We start from the raw sequence: 18,067 nt of genomic DNA on the forward strand, positions 1-18,067 counted from the left end.
CCCACGATCAGGGCGACGGCGCCGATAAGCCCCGTGAGCAGCGACTCGAACGCCATGCCGGGCAGCGCCGGGTACCCGCCCTTCTTCTTCACCGCGCCGTACACGCTGAACGTGAGCGCCAGCGCGAACGCGATCCAGATGTCGCCACCGTTCGCCACGATGAAGTACCCCACGCCGAGCGCCGCCAGCACCGTGGCCACCGTCTGCATGGGCGTGAGCCGCTCCTTGAAGAACGCCATCCCCAGCACGATGGTGAACAGCGGGCACAGGTAGTACCCGATGCTCGTCTGCAGCAGGTGCCCGCTGTTGGCGGCCCAGATGTACACGCCCCAGTTGCACGAGACGATGAGCCCCGAGGCCAGAAACGTGCGCACCGCACGCGGGTCGCGGAACAGGTAGAGGAAGCGCGTCCGCTGGACCAGCACGCACAGCGCCACCACCGCCGCGCACGACCACACCATGCGCCATGCCAGCACCTCGAACGCGGGAACCGCCGACAGCAGCTTCCAGTACACGGGCATGACGCCCCACAGGAGGTAGCACCCGAGCCCCTGGAGGAACCCCGTGCGGTCGGTGTGCTGCCCTTCCCCGTTCGCGCCCTCGCCCGCGTTCGCCTTCGCCTTTGCCGCCTGCTCGCTCAAAACACGCTCCTTGCTCTCGATCGATCCGCAGCATTATACTCCCGCTCCCTCGCATCCGCCCACGCTTTCCAACCAGCGAGGGCGCAAGGACGGAGCGGCAGGACGCGACGAGGCGGCGAGCAAAACAGCGGTACGCGGCAGGGCGAACGGGCGGAGCGGCGGAAGGGCCGCTGCGGAGCCGCAGCACCCGGCAGCGGCAAGGGCTTGCACCTCTGATGTTTCCCTCCGATGCAGGGCACAAAACCGACCGAGGAGGATATAATCGGGAGTCTACGAATGGAGGACTGCATGCGGATCGTTCAAGCAGAAGACACGCGCTCAATTGAGCCGCTTCTCAACACCATCATCGAAGGCGACTGCCTTGAGAAGATGAAGGCCATCCCCGACGAATCGATAGACATGGTGCTCTGCGATCTGCCCTACGGAACCACCCAGAACAAATGGGACTCCATCATCAACCTCGATATCCTGTTCACCGAGTACCGCAGGGTGATAAAGCCGCGAGGCGTGATAGCCCTGACGAGCAGTGGCCTGTTCACCGCCAAGCTCATGCTCCACGCGGCCGACCTGTACAAGTACAAGCTGGTTTGGATCAAGTCGAAGGCGACCAACTTCCTCAACGCGAAGAAGCAGCCCCTTCGGAAGTACGAGGACATCTGCATCTTCTACCGATCGCAGCCGACCTACCATCCCCAGATGTCCCAAGGCGAGTCTTACGACAAGGGGGTGCGCAAGAACCAGCTGACCGGGAGCTACGGCGACTTCGACCCCAAGCATGTGCAGAGCGACGGCAGCCGATACCCCACGGACATCGTCTACTTCAAGACCGCCGAATCGGAAGGCCCCGTGTACCACCCCACGCAGAAGCCGGTGGAGCTGGGGAGGTACCTCATTCGCACCTACACCGACCCGGGGGACGTCGTGCTGGACAACGCCTGCGGAAGCGGCTCTTTCTGCGTTGCCGCCTGCCTTGAGGGGCGCCGCTATATTGGTATAGAGAAGAACGAGGGCGTCGCCCGCTTCAAAAACGAGCCCATCGACTATATCGAAGTCTGCCGTCGGCGCCTCGAAGAAGCACGGTCCCGCATGGACGAGGAAAACGCGATCGCCTACCCGGCATCGTCGTGAGCAACGAGGAGAGTTCGAGCCTATGAGCGCCCAACGCGTCCATGACAACGAACGGTCATACGCCATCGAGCTCATCAGCGCCATCAACGACTACCTCCACGGCAAGGACATGCACATCAAGCGGGCCGGCGGGGAGTCGACCATCAACGAGCGCGGCCGCGTCAAGTTCCCCGACGTCCTGCTCTTCTCCGATCGGCAGCGTTCGACCATCCTCCAGGGCTGGGAGATAAAGTGCCCCGACGTCAAGATAGACGACGAGGCGTTCGTGTCCGACGCCCGCCGCAAGGCAGAGCTGCTGGGATGCAATTCATGCATCCTGTGGAACTTCCAGCATGCCGAGCTTCACGTGAGGACGAAAGAGGGCTCCTTCGAGATCCTCGAATCATGGACCATCTCGGAGCGCATAACCGACAGGGCGTCGATCAACGCGTTCCAGGGCGAATGGATGGCGTTCCTCCACTCCCTCGTCGACACGATAGAGCTCTTCATCGCGTCGGGAAGAATCAAGCAGCGGGAACTGGGCGAGGTCATCACCGACTCCGTCATGCCCAAGATCATCAACGACAACAAGGCGTCCGTGTCCACCGCCCTCAAGGGAAGGACCGCGGTCGATGCCCTGGTGGACATCAATATCAGATCCTGGTGGCGCACCGTGGCGAAGGAGTACACCCTCGACGAGAGCGACGCCTATTGCGCCTATGCGAAAATGCTCCTGATCGGCTGGCTGAACAAATTCCTCTTCGCAAACCTCATCAAGGTCTACTACCAGGACGCACGCGAGGTCGAGGGCATCGCAGAGGGATGCACGGTTGAAGATGCCGCGCGGTGCTTCGCCCTCATTGCAAGCCGCTGCGGGTTCTACCACCTCTTCAACAGCCCCCCGTACTTCGACTCGCTGCCCGAAGCCACGCTGTCCGACCTCGTGCAGTTCAACGGCCTTCTCCAGATGTGCGACCTCGACCAGCTTGACAGCCGTTATCGACACCGGCTGCTCGAAGAGAGCATCTCCTCGGCCAAGCGGCAGGTCTCCGGCCAGTACCCCACCCCCGAGCCCCTCGCCAGGCTCATGGCCGAGCTTGGCGTGAGAAACGCCACCGGCCACGCATGGGACTGCTGCTGCGGAACGGGAACGATAGGCAAGGCCCTCTGGGAGAGGAAGGTGAAGCTGACCGAGCCGGTAATGGACGATGCTGCCGACCGGGCGTACCGCACAACCTGGCTGTCGGACATCCATGACTTTCCCCTGCAGGTGGCCACGCTCGCCCTTTCCCCGCGCGAGCATATCGACTCCCTTCTGCTGGTCTTCCAGAAAAACGCGTTCGAGGTCGAGCCGGGGACCATGGTCGAGTTCATCGACCCCTCCACGGGCGAAGAGGTCGGCAAAGCCGTGCCCCGCTTCGACACCATCGCGAGCAACCTCCCCTACGTCGACTTCAACACCAAGGAGATAGGCCGGTACTCCCAGATCAAAGACGAGCTCAGGCAGGAAGCGCGGGCTGCAGGCATCAAGCTCCACGACCGCAACGACCTGTACTGCTATTTCTGCCTCTACCTTGAGCGCCTGCTCAACGACGGAGGCGTGGCCTGCCTGCTTACCTCGAACACGTGGCTCTTCTCGCAAGCGGGGGTCAGCTTCTTCGAGATGCTTGCACTGAAGTACCAGATCGAAGGGGTATTCGTGAACGGGCAGGCGCGCTGGTTCCACAAGACGAAAGTCATGAACGCGCTGCTGGTGCTTAGGAAGAAGAAGCCGGGCGATACCCCCAGCGACGTGCGCATGGGAGTTGTCCACGCGAGCATCGGCGACCTCGACGACCCGGCGAAACGATCCGCGATCGTGGAGAGCATCCTTGCGGGAAGCGACCGCAGCGCCCTCGTATCGCAGCATCGCTACTCCCTCGAGGACATCCGGCGTTTCCACGCATGGGGGATTACGCTGTACGCGCTCTGCTTCGGGGCATCGTCCCTGTCCCCGCTGGCCGGGAAGCTCGTCCCCATCAGCTCTTTGTTCGAGGTTTTCCGCGGCGTCAAATCGGGGTACGACAGCGCCTTCTATTCGGACGATCCCTGCTTCGTCGACCCTCCCTTCTGCTTTCCGCTGATCAAGAACCTGCGCGGCACGCACTCGTACACCCTCGAGCCGAACCAGTACGTGTTCATCTGCGACAAATCCAAAGACGAGCTTGCGAGGGAGGGCCATTTCAAGACCCTCGGGCATATAAGAAGGCACGAGGCAGGCGTGACGGAATCGGCGAAGTCGAACACCCCCTATTGGTACTCCTTGCCGGCGGGCAAGAGCTTCCATTTCGCAACCATGATGAACCCGGGCGACCGCCTCTTCTTCGCGCAGGCTGGAGGGGACGTGTGCTTCGCGAACCAGCGGCTCATCTGTCTTCGGGCCCTCTCCGACCACGCCGACCTTCCGCTCGCCCACGCCCTGCTCAACTCATGCGCGGGCCTTCTGATGCTGGAGTCTTCCGGGGGGCCTATGGGGGACGGCGCCTTGGACAACCGGAAGGAGAGCCTGGCCAGCCTCTCGATGCTCGATCCCTCACTGGTTGCCCCCGAGTCGAGACAGGCGATCCTGAACGCTTTCGAGCCCCTGAAGGGAAGGCCCGTGAAGCCCCTCCGGGAAGAGCTTTACGAAGCCGACCGGGAAGCGTTCGATAAGGCGGTCCTCCAGGCATTCGGGCTGGAGGACCTGCACGACCGAATCAGGAACGCCCTGTCCACGATGGTCAAGGTGAGGACCGAGGAGCTGCCCTGACGATGCGGCTGCAACGAGGGCGCGCGGCCGCCCTTACCCCCGCACCGTGTAGCGCTCCACCGCGTCCTCGTCGAGCGTGAGGCCCAGGCCGGGGCCCTCGGGCGGGTAGACGCGGCCGTTCTCCATGCGGATGCGCTCGTTGACCAGGCTCGGAGCGGCGGGGTCGTCGAAGTCCATGAATTCGCAGGGGTAGCTGATGGTTTTCAGCGCGCAGCCTATGTGGACGAGGGTGGCCATCCCCAGGCTGCTCTCGGATTGGCTGCCGATCATCATGGGCCGGTGGTACGCCTCGCACAGCGCCGCGATCTTGCGGCCGTAGGTGAAGCCGCTGCGGGGGATCTTGATCATCATGATGGACAGCGCGTCGATGTCTATCTGGTGGGCGATGTCGTGCAGCGTGAAGTTGCTCTCGTCGCCGGCGATGGGGATGTCGATGGCGTGGGCCAGGCGCACGCGGTCCTTCTCGTTCGTGGCGGCGATGGGCTCCTCGAAGTAGTCCAGCTCGCCGCGCAACGCGTCATGCACCTTCTTCGCGCCGAAGTACGTGTAGCTCTGGTTGCCGTCGATGTAGAGCCTCGTGTCGGACGTGACCGCGCGGCGCAGCGCATGCACGCGGCGGATGTCGGCATCGGGGTCCAGCCCGCCCTTCACCTTGAAAGCCCGGTAGCCCTTGGCGTTCAGCTCGCGCGCCTGGTCCACCATGACCTCGTCGCTCGTGAGCCAGAGTATCCGGCTCGGCTCGATGCTGTCGCGGTAGCCTCCCAGCAGCTTGTGGCAGGGCAGTCCGCACGCCTTGCCCATGATGTCCCACAGCGCCACGTCGATACCGCCCTTGGCGGCCAGGTTCCCCTTGATGAAGGCCATGGCCTCGTGCACCTTCTCCACATCGAACGGGTCGAGGCCCGCGACCAGCGGCGCCAGCAGGTTGTTGATCACGTGCACCATGCCCACCTGCGTCTCGCCGTAGATGTTCTCGCGCGGAATGGCCTCCGCGATGCCCTCCACGCCCTCGTCCGTCATGATGCGCACCAGCACATGCGCCTGGCTGGCCATGCACCCGGTGGCCCACTCCATCGGATGGGGCAGGGGCAGGTCGACGGGGATAGCGCGCACGCTCTGGATTCTCACTACAACTCATCGCCTTTCATCCGCACCGCCCGGCGGCAGCGCGCAAGATATTTCCTATACGATCCCGGTTCTCAGCGCATCACAGAGAACACCGCATCGGCGTAATCATGCTTCAACCAGTTCCCGCATATGCTCGGCCAGATACGCACGGGCTTCGGCCGAATAACACGGAGAGGTATAAGGCCCCTTGGCGTCAGAGGAGGAGAACTCGGAAATGCCAATGCGCCTGCCCTGTTCTGACGGCTTTCTTTTGCGATAATCGCCGTCCTCGATCACTTGATACCCGGCTTTCACAAGGCATCGATTCATATCCGCGGCGCTCATGCCGCCCAATAACTCGGCCAATGCGGGATCCCGACGCCATTCTTCAAGGCATTTGGTGATGGGCAGGTTCTCGGTTTTGGTGCTACACGCATTTTGCTCCTTGCGTCCTGGCTGCTGCGCATGCGGCGTTACCGCATATCCCTCCTCATCACCGAGATAACGAAGGAAACTTTTGGCGGTGCTCCGAGCGTTAAGCCACCGCTGCTTTTCGAGATATTCTTCGATGGTCGGCGGAAGATAATCGTTGGCGATAACCTCATTGGCGCCCAGATCCAAAGCCTTCTCGCGAAGCGCCTCGGTTTCCCAAAACGTGCTGCCGTCGGACGGAATACGCAGGAACACGAAACTTGCATCGATGCTGACTTTGCTGGGAAAGCATTTCCAGCTGGGCCAAGCGGTTCTCGGTGCGCCTTCCGACGCCAAGTCTTCCTCAATGGCTTCCGCGCTTCCCGTTTCCGCCGCGAGAGACCCGATGCGAATTTTGCCCAACCAGCAGAGGTCTGCGCCACACACCTCTTTGGCCACAGCGTTCTTCGTCTCATCCAGCTCGCGCTGCGAGTCATCGGGACGACCGCTCTTTCGCTTGAAGCGATGCTGCGTGCCGTCAACCTCAATGGCCATTAGAACGCGCTTTGAGTGGGATTCGTACAGAACAAAATCGTAGTGAGCCTTATCGGGTTTGACATAACGACCGGCACATGCCTCGCTGACCAACGTGCCATCAGACAGGCTAAGTTGATCGAGTTTGACATTTTGCGCGACTGATACTCCCTTTACCCTCAAATCCTGCAGAGATTCCTTGATGCACAATTCCGGAGCCCACTCTTTGTTCTTCTTTCGCTCCTGCTTGAAGGGCACCTCGTCGAACACCGAAGTGATCACCGACTTGTGAAAACCATAGTAGGCGTCGCACCCAGCCTGCCCCTCTTTCTCCGGAGCAAGACGCCGGACGTATTCGACAAGGCGGCGAACGTACATTTCCTGGTTGTTCTTGTCGTCAGCTGCTCTCGCCGGCTTGGTGACGTTCGCATTCCTCCCAGCAAGCCAACACTGCGTGTCGTCCTCCATCAGCTTTGTCGAGAGAATGACGACGAGTTCCTCTTTCGCCCTCGAGGCTGCGACGTTAACAAGTCGGCGTCCTTGCGACCAAGGCCACTCCCAGTTACCATCCTCGACGGGAAGCAGGTACACGGAATCAAACTCCCGGCCTTGGGATCTATGGATAGTCAGCGTGTAAATGGGATCGTACGCCCCCGGCGAGTCGCTCTCCTCCTCGTAACTGGTTTCAAGGGCGATATCAGCGTCTTGAACGATACCAGCCAACACCCATTTCACAGAATTCATCAGCGCGTATATCTGCCCACGGAAAGGCGAGAGTATACAGATTGACTTTCCGGCACGCGCAAGCTCTCGAAGATGGGCAGCCTCTTCTTGCTTCCAAGATGAGCAGTTGTTTGCGGTTCACATAGGTGGATCGCTGCTTCTGATTCGGGTTTTCTTCCGGTGGGGCTTTGGGAGGCCAAACCCCTTCGCGGTAGTCCCCCTCATACCAGCAGATGCGGATAGGACAGGGCGTCGCCAGGTTTTTCGGGTGCGACTTGATGACCAATTCGCCACCGTACACTTCTTGATTGCAAAACCCGATAATGGCTGGGTGGCAGCGAAAATGCTCGTTCAGCATAGTCATGAGAACGGGGTTGCGATCGCTAAATACCTCATAGCACGAAGTGAGAAAGCTGAGGCCGTCCCGGCTGATATCGTAAGGTGATGTGTCTTCCTTCTTGAACAGCTCTTTGCGCTCGGCGTAGGCGCGCATGACTTCTTGGTGCACTTCGGTTATCACCGGCGGCAACTGCTCCTCATCGCCCACGAGCACCATGCGTTTCGCACAGCTCATCGCCACAATTCCTACTATGAGATTCGTCTGCGACGCCTCATCCATGATTATCAAGTCGTACTTTTCAACGTCACCGTCGGCGAAGCATTTTTTAAGGGAGTGTATAGTGCTAGTGACAAGAGGGTGCTTGGCGGTAAATTCTTCATGCAGTTTGTTCTGCTCCCAGCCGGACATACTCTCGCCGTCTGCGAATACATGGATACCGCGGTTCGTCTCCGCATCAAAAGCGAGCCACGCTCCAGTCACGGGATCTTCCGCTTTCGCACGCTTTTTCTTGTCGCCCAAGCTCGCATGCTTACACGCCGCGGCAAAGGCAAGGTCATCCGCCTCATGAAGGGAGAGCAGGTCGAAGGACGGAGACCCGTAGAACCTCAAAGCCTCCCTTTCAAGCTTCTGATCGACATTCTCCACCGCCGCCTTGTTCGTGGAGACGACGGCCACGCTTTGACCTTGGGCCACAGCCAAAGCGACTATGCGCAAGATGGTTTCGGTCTTCCCGGTTCCAGGAGGACCTTTGATGATCGAAAAGGGGAAATGCAGCGCCTTATGCACCGCCTCGATCTGACGCGGGTTCAACGGATACTCGCTTTGGGGAAACATGGTGTCCAGCAGACGCCGTTCTTCCGCGCGTTGCGCATCGTCGATTCTTGGCGGATCAACGATTGCGGAGAGATTGCCGTTCAGATATGCGTCCAGCAACGGGCTGAAGCATGGTGATTTTGGATCCAGGTCATGCTCGATGCAATGTTCAAAATACCAAAGTAGTGAATAGAACGCCTGGCCGTCAGGATAGCACTTGTTCTGGTTGACAGCTTCCTCACTAGCTTGCCCGACATCTTTGGCGGCATATCTGAAGTACTTTACGAGTTTTTTCTGGGACGGATTCGACGCCTTCTTGTTTCGACCCATCACCATCACCTCGCTTATCGATGCTGTGTCGCACGAACCTATCGCGCTCGCAAAACCAGTATACCTGTTCAACATGAGTTAACCTACTTAGTTTTGAACACCACGCGCACCAGGTAAGGGAAAGGGGCTATAAAAGACTGGGTTATAAACCAATGACGGTTGCATGGCGGTCGAACCGACAAAAAAAGATCAGGCCGAAGCCTGATCTGGGATTATTGGTCGCGGGGGCAGGATTTGAACCTACGACCTCCGGGTTATGAGAACACCTTATAAGTGGCCAGATTGTTTCATTTTTCCCTATTTTCGCAGGTTAAAAGCCCGTCAAAAAATCCTGACACCAATGATGTTTCAGGATGTTTCAGCATTTTAGCCCATAATTAGCCCAAATTTGCCCATAACAGTACGTTTATGTACTGTAACCGAAGACGGGCAAAGGAGTCAGTAAACGCCGCTTGACGCGGCCGGTCTTCGGCGGTGTCTTCTTTCCCATGCGAACCGAAGGAAAGGAGTACGCGATGTCGGGAAGAAGCTCATTGTCCGGCATAGGGTCGGTGGAGAAGACGGGAAGGAAGAACACGTGGCGCATCAGGGTCGCGCTCGGCAAGGACCCCGTGACGGGCAAGTACAGGAAGTCGCCCAGCCGCACCGTGCACGGCACCAAGTCGGAGGCGACCAAGGCGCTGATGGAGTACCGCGCCGAGATCATGGACGCCTCGGCGGTGAGGCCGAGCGACATCACCATCGGGGAATACGCGGTGCGCTTCCACGAGGAGCGCGAGCACGAGTTCAGGAGCCCGCTCGCGTGGAACCGGGAGGCCTACGAGATCAAGCGGATAGCCGAGGCCTTCGGCGCGTACCGCCTGCAGGAGCTCGACACCCTCACCCTGAGGAGCGCCTACTCCAGGATGCGCAAGGAGGGCGCGACCGAGAGCAGGCTACACCGCGTCCACCAGAAGCTCTCCCAGATCATGAACCAGGCGGTCGACGACGGGCTCGTCGCCAAGAACCCCTGCTCCCCCATATCCATACCCCGGCCGAAGCCCAAGGAGAGGCACAGCCTCACGGTCGACGAGGCGCAGAGGCTCAACTCCATCATCCTCGGGCTCCCGGCGAGCGCCCCGCACTGCGCGGTGCTGCTCGCCCTGCACACGGGCATGAGGCGCGGAGAGGTGCTCGGCCTCACATGGGAGCACGTGCACTTCGACAAGCGCAGGCTCTACGTGGCGCAGCAGTACGCGTGCGACAAGGTCCCGCGGGACCCGAAGAGCAAGAAGAGCAAGCGCTGGATATCCCTCGACAGCGAGATCGTCGCGTACCTAGAGGAGTGGAAGCGGACGCAGAGGATCGAGCTCGAGAACAGGAAGCGCAGGCTCGACCGCGAGGACACGGACGCGATAGCGATCCTGCAGACGGAGAAGAGCCCCGTCGTCACCAACGTCTACGGGGGATACTACGACCCGAACATCTTCGGGAGGTGGTTCCGCGAGTTCTGCGTGGAGAACGGCTTCGGCGAGCAGGGGCGCGCGATCAGGTACGTTGACTCGCGCGGAATCCCCCGCATCAAGAGGACGGGCTACGAGGGCCTGAAGTTCCACGAGCTCCGGCACACCCAGGCGACGCTCCTCATAAGCAACGGGGCGGACATCAAGACCGTGCAGAACAGGCTCGGCCACAGCACCGCGGCGCTCACCATGGACATCTACGCGCACGCCATCGAGCAGAACGACCGCGAGGCGGCCGACGAGATCGGCGAGCTGCTGGGCGGCGAGTAGCATGCCGAAGCAGCTTCGCTGCCTACTGCACAAAAAGCCATAATCATCTATGATTATCTATAGTTTTTGGTGTTTATGGCTTGGAGAGCATATGACGATGACGTACAAAGACGCCCTGGAGAAGTACGGGAGCAGGTACCGCCTGAGAAAGGCCCTCTCGGAAGGAAGGGTAATCAGGCGATCAAGGGGCCTGTACGCGCAGGCAGACGACCCCGAGTCCCCCCTCGCCGACATAGCTGCCAGATACCCTGGCGCCATCCTGACTGGGGCGACGGCACTCTACCTCCACGGCCTCGTCGACATGCCCCCCGAGACGATAGACGCGGCGACGGCGACCGGTACTACGAAGATGGTCGTCCCCGGAATACGCCAAACCTTCGTGCGCCCGGACGCGCTCGGGGTCGGGAGGACCGAGATGGAGGCCGACGGCGCGCGCGTAGCCGTGTACGACAAGGAGCGGATGCTCCTTGAGCTCATGCGCACGAGGAACAAGCTGCCCTACGACCTGTACCGCGAGGCCGTGCGGTCGTATCGACGGGAGGCAAATGATTTGGATATATACAAGCTGCAGGACTACGCCGAGGCGATTCCCAGGGGAAACGCCTACCTGAACCGAGCTATGGAGGAGGTGTTCTGATGGACCTTTCCGAAATCAGAAGACATTACATCTCGGAGGGGTACTCCACACTCAACGCCTCCGCAAAGACGTGTCAGGACGTCGTCCTCGCCAAGATCGCCGCCTCCCCTCTCAAGGAGAACGTGACCGTCAAGGGCGGCGTCCTCATGTGCGCCATATCGGGCAGCAAACGCCGGGCGACGCAGGACATAGACCTCGACTTCGTCCGCTACCCGATAAGCGACGAGGCAATCCGGTCGTTCATAAGGACGCTGTCCGCGGTCGACGACGGAATCGCTGTGGACATCGTGGGAGGGATAGAGGAGCTCTCACAGCAGGACTACAAGGGCAAGCGCGTCAGGATCAAAATGTCGGACGGGAGGACCTCCCTCGAAAGCAAGCTCGACCTCGGCGTGAACGCAAGCCTGTCGATGGAGCAGGACGAGTGCTGGTTCGACATCGCCCAAAGCGACGAGGACATCTGCCTTCTCGGAAACTCCAAGGAACAGATCTTCGTCGAAAAGCTGGTCTCGCTCCTCCGGCATGGCATACGAAGCACTCGGTTCAGGGACCTCTATGACATGTACTACATAGGCAACGCAGCGTCGCTTGACCAGTCCCGCCTCAAACGCTATATCGAAGGCGAGATCATCGACAATCCCGACATGTGGGACGACAGCATGGAAGACATCGCGACGAGAGTTGGGAGAACCCTTTCCAACAGGCAGTTCATCGCCCGCATGAAGACCTCGCATCGCGACTGGATAGGCAAAAGCGCCGAAGAGGTCGCACGGTGGCTACCATCGTTTCTCCGCCAACTGTAGACCTTTCAGATAGTAAAAAAGCTGGAGATGGCTATGAGTATACTGAACGAATTTCTCCCGAGACTTCAATACAAAACACTGATGCCCTATGACCCCTACGAAGGGACGGCGTATCACTACACATCCTTAGGAAACGTCAATTCCATTCTGCTTCGCGACGATTCAGTTAGTCTCTGGGCAAGCCGATACGACTGCCTGAACGACGCTTCCGAAGGAACGCTGCCGAAGATGCGATTCGAGCAAGCATGCAGTAGGCTCAGGAAATCGGGAAAGATAGACGACAAGTTCTTCGAACTAATCAAGGACGTTCAGCCCAACCGGACAAAGCTCTTCCTGACAAGATCTGAAGATCAGATCAGACTGGTGCGAGGTGATTTCAGAAGGTACGTCGTCTCCTTCTCGGAGGATCCCGACGCACTGGCGATGTGGAATTACTACTCCAAGGGAAATCGCTATGAGGGGATGAACATCGGAATCGATATCGGCTCGATGAAGGGATTCCTGGATTCCACCTTGAACTTCGACGGGTCAGTGGAGGTGCAAACAGCGAAAGTCGTCTACAACGAGGAGGAACAGATAAGCATCATCGAAAAGGCTATCCTGGATTTGAGAGAGCACTGCGAACCCAGATACGAATCATCGGTGGGATACTGCATCGGAACCCTTCTCTCCAATCTGAAGCCGGTGCTCAAGCTCGAATGCTTCGAGCACGAGAAGGAGGTCCGCCTGTTCGTAGATATTCTCAACAAGCCCCAGAACAAACCCACCGTGAAGTACAGGACCAACGCCGGATTCATAATCCCTTATATCGAGCTCGGTTTCGGCAAAAGCTCGGTAAGAAGCATCATGCTCGGTCCGAGCCTGGGCGACATTCGTCAAAAGAAAGCTCAGGAAGAGGTTGCGCGAGAAATGATGGAAGGGCATGGATACCAAGTAGCGGTCGAGAGTTCGAAAATACCAGTCAGGTACTAGACAGAAGCGTAAAGAGCATCGAATAAGGAGCTCTTCGCTTAAACCCCGATCTCGCCTTTCATCAGGGGTTTGCAACCGCAGGGCGCCCATCGGTTGCCCCTGATTCCCCTAATCGCCAATCGCCGGTTGGTAGAATAAGGAGCGTCGCTACCTCAAGCTCAGGGTATCGGCAGAACCAACCCTCTCCAGGAAACGGAGGCGGGAAAAAGAGGAAAGGCACCACCATGAGCTTCCGAGGCAACCTTCAGCACCTGCGCGCAGAGCGCAACATGACCCAGGAGCAGCTCGCCATGCTGTTGGGGGTCTCGCGCCAGTCCGTCACCAAAGGGAGGCGGAGCGGTCGTCCCCCGAGCTGGACAAGCTCCTCAAGATGTGCAGGATCTTCGACTGCACCCTGGACGATCTCGTGCAGGGGGACCTGACCAAAAGCCGCGACGGGGACGGGGGCGCACGGGCGCAGGCCGTGCCCGTGCGGTTCCTTGCATCAAGCGCCCCCTCGCTTCTGGGCAACTCGATATCGGGCGTGGCGTCGCCGCGGGGACGCTCGCGCTCATCTGCATGCCTCCCCAGGCTGCGGCGGGGTGGTCGGAGGCGGGGTGCTCGACGTCCTCAACAGGCGAGATGTCTCCGCCGTCTCGGACCTGGTGTCCGCGGCGTCCGTGGCGATGCGGCCCGTCGTCGACGCCACGGTGGGGCTCAGTTTCGGGTGGTTCGTCGCCTTCGGCCTGATCGGCGCGATAGGGGACGTTCCGGGCATGACCGCGAGGGACGCGCTGCTTCCTGCGGTCTGCAAGAAGGATGGCGTCGACATGCGGCGCTTCGTCGGCGTCTCGCAGTCGGCGGAGAGCCTCGTCGCCGTCGTCGGCCCCTCCGCCGCCGCGGAACGAGCCGTCAGCTAGTCATCCCTTCGCAGGCGGCCCGCGCGCAGGGGGGAGACCTGCGCCAGGCACACGCCGGCGAGGATGATGGCGACGCCCAGCCACTCGACGACGCCGAGCGGCTCGCCGAGGACGATCATGGCGATGAGCAGGCCGGCGGGGAGCTCCGCGGCGGCCATGACGGTGGAGAGGCCCGCGGGCAGGTGCGGAGAGCCCATGCCGAAGAGCAGGACCGGGCAGAGCAGGCCAAAGAAGCCGGCGATGACGGCAAAGAGCAGGATGCCCTGGGCGAGGACGCCCGAGACGACGTAGTCCGGGCACACCGTGAGCGACATGACCACGGAGCCCGCGCACACGATGACGCCGCGCTGCTCGGACGAGCAGGGGGCCTCGACCCTGCCGGAGAGGGTGACGAAGAGGGAGCAGGACACGGCCGCCCCCAGCGCGCAGAGCAGGGCCACGGGGTCGTACCCGGCGATGCCGGTCTTGTAGACGCCGCTCGCGAACACCGTCCCGAAGACGATGACCAGGGCGGAGACCACCTGGAGGGGCCTCGGCGGCCGGCGCGTCATGACGGTCTGCCACACGAGCCCCAGCCACGTGAACTGGAAGAGGAGCGTGAGCGCCACCGGGGCGGGCAGCACGCTCATGGCGTAGCAGTAGAGGATCGAGGTGAGGCAGGTGAGGGCCCCCAGGCCCATGAGCTTGAGGGCGAGCTTCCAGCCCACGCGCTGCCAGCGGTGCCCGAGCGCGTGGCCCGCGAGCGCGGCGAGGGCGAAGAAGAGGCAGCCGAACCACGCCTGGCTCGCCACCACCTGCGCCGAGGTGAAGCCCGCGGCGTAGGCGAGCTTGTAGGTCGTGGCCATGGCACCGTAGCAGGCGCCGCCCGCAAAGACCTGGAGCGCCGCCTTGGCCTGCCCCGCGCCCGTGGCTCCTGCCCCGGCGCCCTGCTGCTTGATTGTGTCCGTTCCTGCCATCGTGCTCCCTTCCGTCTGCTGTCTCGCAGACGCACGCCTCGTGCGTCTGTTCCCTGCAGTCGGAAGGTGGGGCTCGTCCGGTCTTCTGGCGGCGCTTGTGGCGCCTGCTGCCGAGACGAAAAAGCCACGCAACCGACTGCTCGGTTGCGTGGCGAAAAGGTGGCTGGCGCCCAGAAAAGTCCACGCGTTTTTAGACAGGGACAAGGTACTACGACAGGGGGATGCCGTCAAGACAAGCCGAGGAAAAAGCGAGTCTCTGCCCGCCGCACCTCCCTAGAAAAATAGACTGAACAAGGTTTAGGAGGGAGTCTTTCAACCTGATGATGCTCTCGCTTCGAAACGTGAATTGGACTACATAGCGCCCTTCCCCTTCTCCACGTGCCCCAGACGAGGGCCGGCGAGCCGCCGTCATGCCGTCGGGGATGGCGCATTCCGCCTTCGTGAAGGCTCACCCGTTCGTGGAGGATTTCTATACCGAGGAGGACCAATCGCATGCGCGGACCTTGTTCTCGCGAGGCCTCATCGGCGGCATCGCTGCCATTTTCGTAGGGATAGGACCCTTCCTCATGGTCGAGGACCGAGCGGAGGGCTGCGCCCTGTTCTTCCTGCTTCTGTTCGCCGCGCTTGGCGTGTGGAACATCGTGCACTACGGGATGCTGCTCGGGCGGACCAACGTGGCCGATCACAACAGGAGCGCTTCCGACGACCTGGAGATCGAGTACATCATGAACGCCCAGATCAAAGAGGAGGTACGAGATTCCCTGCTTCGGAAGCGCAGGCGCGGCAAGAAGCTCGGCGCGGTTTGCGGGGCCATCATGATCGCCGCCACCATCGCAGGCCTCGCCCTCCTGTTCGCCCCCGTGCTGGCCTCCCCCGATCCCTCGAGCTTCGAGCCCGAGGGCACCTCCGCAATGTGGTTCTGGGTCGCCTGGCCCGTCGGCGGCATGCTCTGCGGCATCGTCGCGCTCATCTGGGAGGCGTTCGGAAAGGGGAACGCCTAGCAGCTCAGCAAAGAAGTCGCGCGCCTCTCGGACATCATCGTCCGGACGCTGCGGCACTGCCATCAGGTCGGTATCCTTCCCGAGCCCCCGAGACGCGAGAACGGATACCGGGAGCACGGAGTCGTCAATGCCACGCGGGTCCCGCGAATCAAGCGCCTCGCGTCCCTCGGGCCCACCCTCGAGCAGATCGGGTTGCTCCTCGAGGGGGAAGAGTCCGGCGGAACGGGCGCCTCGGAAGGTGCCGCGGAGCTCCTCGGTAACATCGACGCCGAGATGGAGGCGCAGATTTCGCTGCTCGAGCAGAGGCGCCGCATGGCTCTTCTTCACCGTCTATGCACTTGCAGCAAAACCAATGTGTAGCATCTAACCGAGGCCGATAGGTAAGACGGCAGCGTTTTCGACAAACAGAAAGGTCGGCCGGGAACAGACCTATGAATCCCCTTTGGCGACGAACCGATCACCGTGCTCCCACCAGAGGTCGCGCTGCCTCCCCCTCACCGTCACGCGAACATGGACGCAAAGGTTCCCGAATATCTCCCGCCCGAACTACCGGCGGGAAGAGGACGCCTGGACGTCCTAGGTCCCCAGGCAAGGAGCAGATATCCTCTTGGGGACGTCGCCAGTAAGATACGTTCGCTCGAGCCCGTCCTCGTCGAAGGTCTTAACGTAGACGCGGTCTGGTTCCCTCGGAATGCCGCAAATGCCTGCCAGGGACTTCCTTTTCGGAATCGCCATTGCCTATTCTCTCCTGAATAATGCGAACATGTGTTCTTATTATATGGCAAGATATAGTGCGCAGCTTGCAGCGTCCCTAAAAACGACGCAGCGGAAAGGCCTTGACCCTCTCGTTGCGTCAACGTTCATCATGGTCTCAGGAGGTGCGAAGAATGCAGGAAAGATTCGACGGGGAAGCCCGAGGCTACACCATCGGCCAGCTCGCGAAGCTCGCGGGAGTGAGCGCCCGTACCCTGAGGCATTACGAGGACGAAGGCCTCCTCCATCCCTCGAGGACGGATTCGAACTACCGCGTCTACCGCGAGCGGGACGCGCGGCGGCTCGCGCATATCGTCGCCATGAGGGCGTGCGGATTGCCGCTCCCGACCATCCGCCGCCTGCTCGAGGATCCGGGCGCCGACGTCATCGCGTCCCTAAGCTCGCACCTCCGCTACCTACTGCAGCAGGAGAAGTCTCTGGAAGAGGCCATCGCCCGGACGGAGAGGGCGATTGCCGCGATCGAAAGGATGAAGGGAATGGACAGCGAGACCGCGTTCGACGAGCTCAAGAAGAAAGGGCTCGAGGATTTCGAGGAAACGTACGGACGGGAGGCGCGTCGGCTTTACGGCGACGACGTCATCGATGCCGCGAACGAGCGCATGATGGCGCTCTCGCGCGACGAGTGGGACGCCAAGGAGCTGCTCGAGGACTCCATCAAGGTGCAGCTGCGCCTGGCGATGGCGTCCGGAGACGCGGGCGGCGCCGAGGCGCTCGAGCTCGCGCGGATGCACGAGCGTTGGATACGTATCCACTGGGGCGACGAGGCCTACAGCAGGCAGGCCCATCTGGGGCTCGCGCGGGCATACCTCGAGGACGAGCGTTTCCGCGCCTACTACGACGGGGCAGCCGGTCCGGGCGCGACGGATTTCCTGGTCGACGTGCTCGAAGCGTATCTGAGCTAGCTTCAGAAAGGCGCGGCGAGATGCCGAAGAGAAGGCCGGGTCAGGCTTCTCAAGCAGGCTTGCCCCGGCCTTTCCTTTCTGCTCCAGACGCCCGAGCACGACTGCTCGTCGGCGGACCTGCGATTCGCCGATCAATATAATTGACCAATGTTCAATAATGGGCTACCATCCGGCGTGAAGGAGGTGGGGAATATGCCGAGAACCGTCAAGGACCCGGAGGAGCGCAAAGCGGAGCTGCTCGACACGGCGATGCGGCTGTTCGCCGAGAAGGGCTACGACAACGTCTCCGTCCGGTCGGTGGCGCGCGAAGCGGGGGTCGCATCCGGCCTCGCCTACCACTACTTCGACTCGAAGCAGCGGCTCTTCGACGCCGCGATCGGGCACTACGCGGAGAGGTGCTCCGAGGGGATGCGCGCGGCCCTCGACGACGGGGCGCTCTCCCTCGACGAGAAGATCGAGGGCGCGATAGCCGCCGCGACGGAGCATGCGGCGTTCCCCCACGGGAGCCGCCTCCACGCCGAGGGCAACGGCACGCTCCACGACAGGCTCTCGCTCGG

The 18,067-nt window shown here is 61.1% G+C and carries 16 protein-coding genes and 1 pseudogene; 12 read left to right on the top strand and 5 right to left on the bottom strand.

From position 1 onward, the window contains the following. Positions 1–641 (bottom strand): EamA family transporter RarD (gene rarD / locus GPA_RS12430; RefSeq protein ID WP_156791031.1); only part of this gene is annotated, 641 nt, incomplete at its 3' end. Between the two features lie 288 nt (positions 642–929). Here rarD and GPA_RS12435 point away from each other — a divergent pair. Both GPA_RS12435 and GPA_RS12440 read left to right on the top strand, forming a co-directional pair. Continuing rightward, positions 930–1,769, top strand: a complete 840-nt coding sequence (locus GPA_RS12435) for a DNA-methyltransferase (protein ID WP_114568280.1) — start codon at positions 930–932, stop codon at positions 1,767–1,769. A gap of 22 nt (positions 1,770–1,791) precedes the next feature. Then, complete coding sequence (locus GPA_RS12440; RefSeq protein WP_015540075.1) at positions 1,792–4,536, top strand: Eco57I restriction-modification methylase domain-containing protein; 2,745 nt, start codon at positions 1,792–1,794, stop codon at positions 4,534–4,536. Positions 4,537–4,569: 33 nt separating this feature from the next. Here the strand turns inward: GPA_RS12440 and GPA_RS12445 are convergent, their stop codons facing one another. The 3 genes from GPA_RS12445 to GPA_RS12455 form a co-directional block, all read right to left on the bottom strand. Then, on the bottom strand, positions 4,570–5,664 hold the full coding sequence (locus GPA_RS12445) for a mandelate racemase/muconate lactonizing enzyme family protein (protein WP_041239592.1): 1,095 nt from the start codon (positions 5,662–5,664) through the stop codon (positions 4,570–4,572). Between the two features lie 105 nt (positions 5,665–5,769). Then, positions 5,770–7,332, bottom strand: coding sequence for an ATP-binding domain-containing protein (locus GPA_RS12450; RefSeq protein ID WP_083809128.1), 1,563 nt, complete (start codon positions 7,330–7,332; stop codon positions 5,770–5,772). Continuing rightward, a complete protein-coding gene (locus GPA_RS12455; protein WP_167536665.1) occupies positions 7,286–8,794 on the bottom strand; it encodes an AAA domain-containing protein in 1,509 nt (502 codons plus the stop codon). The genes GPA_RS12450 and GPA_RS12455 overlap by 47 nt, the downstream gene beginning before the upstream one ends. Before the next feature lie 515 nt (positions 8,795–9,309). Here GPA_RS12455 and GPA_RS12460 point away from each other — a divergent pair. The 6 genes from GPA_RS12460 (at position 9,310) to GPA_RS12480 (ending at position 13,877) form a co-directional block, all read left to right on the top strand. Beyond that, positions 9,310–10,566 (top strand): tyrosine-type recombinase/integrase, encoded by a 1,257-nt coding sequence (locus GPA_RS12460; RefSeq protein ID WP_041239594.1) that lies wholly within the window; start codon positions 9,310–9,312, stop codon positions 10,564–10,566. A gap of 91 nt (positions 10,567–10,657) precedes the next feature. Continuing rightward, entirely contained in the window at positions 10,658–11,203 is a 546-nt protein-coding gene (locus GPA_RS12465) for a type IV toxin-antitoxin system AbiEi family antitoxin domain-containing protein (RefSeq protein ID WP_015540080.1), read from the top strand. Beyond that, positions 11,203–12,006, top strand: a complete 804-nt coding sequence (locus tag GPA_RS12470; protein WP_015540081.1) for a nucleotidyl transferase AbiEii/AbiGii toxin family protein — start codon at positions 11,203–11,205, stop codon at positions 12,004–12,006. The genes GPA_RS12465 and GPA_RS12470 overlap by 1 nt, the downstream gene beginning before the upstream one ends. Positions 12,007–12,039: 33 nt before the next feature. After that, positions 12,040–12,978, top strand: a complete 939-nt coding sequence (locus GPA_RS12475) for a DUF2971 domain-containing protein (RefSeq protein WP_167536666.1) — start codon at positions 12,040–12,042, stop codon at positions 12,976–12,978. A 269-nt stretch (positions 12,979–13,247) separates the two neighbouring features. Continuing rightward, positions 13,248–13,400, top strand: coding sequence for a helix-turn-helix domain-containing protein (locus GPA_RS17520; RefSeq protein WP_229065454.1), 153 nt, complete (start codon positions 13,248–13,250; stop codon positions 13,398–13,400). A 174-nt stretch (positions 13,401–13,574) separates the two neighbouring features. Further along, positions 13,575–13,877, top strand: a complete 303-nt coding sequence (locus tag GPA_RS12480; protein WP_041239596.1) for an MFS transporter — start codon at positions 13,575–13,577, stop codon at positions 13,875–13,877. Here GPA_RS12480 and GPA_RS12485 read toward each other — a convergent pair. Beyond that, positions 13,874–14,833, bottom strand: a complete 960-nt coding sequence (locus GPA_RS12485; RefSeq protein WP_015540083.1) for a DMT family transporter — start codon at positions 14,831–14,833, stop codon at positions 13,874–13,876. The genes GPA_RS12480 and GPA_RS12485 overlap by 4 nt on opposite strands. Positions 14,834–15,291: 458 nt before the next feature. Between GPA_RS12485 and GPA_RS12490 the strand changes: the two genes are divergently transcribed. The 4 genes and pseudogenes from GPA_RS12490 to GPA_RS12500 all read left to right on the top strand — a co-directional run. Continuing rightward, positions 15,292–15,834: a hypothetical protein gene (locus GPA_RS12490; RefSeq protein ID WP_156791033.1), complete on the top strand. Its 543-nt coding sequence runs from the start codon at positions 15,292–15,294 to the stop codon at positions 15,832–15,834. Between the two features lie 21 nt (positions 15,835–15,855). Continuing rightward, positions 15,856–16,194, top strand: a pseudogene (locus GPA_RS20650) (helix-turn-helix domain-containing protein); the annotation flags it as partial. Positions 16,195–16,721: 527 nt separating this feature from the next. Next, positions 16,722–17,510 carry a MerR family transcriptional regulator gene (locus GPA_RS12495; RefSeq protein WP_015540085.1) on the top strand — a complete coding sequence of 263 codons (789 nt, stop codon included), beginning with the start codon at positions 16,722–16,724 and terminating at the stop codon, positions 17,508–17,510. Positions 17,511–17,702: 192 nt separating this feature from the next. Further along, a partial coding sequence (locus GPA_RS12500) for a TetR/AcrR family transcriptional regulator (protein ID WP_041239597.1) occupies positions 17,703–18,067 on the top strand: 365 nt, incomplete at its 3' end.

Origin of the sequence: Gordonibacter pamelaeae 7-10-1-b, from assembly GCF_000210055.1 — a bacterium.
Taxonomy (GTDB): Bacteria; Actinomycetota; Coriobacteriia; order Coriobacteriales; family Eggerthellaceae; genus Gordonibacter; species Gordonibacter pamelaeae.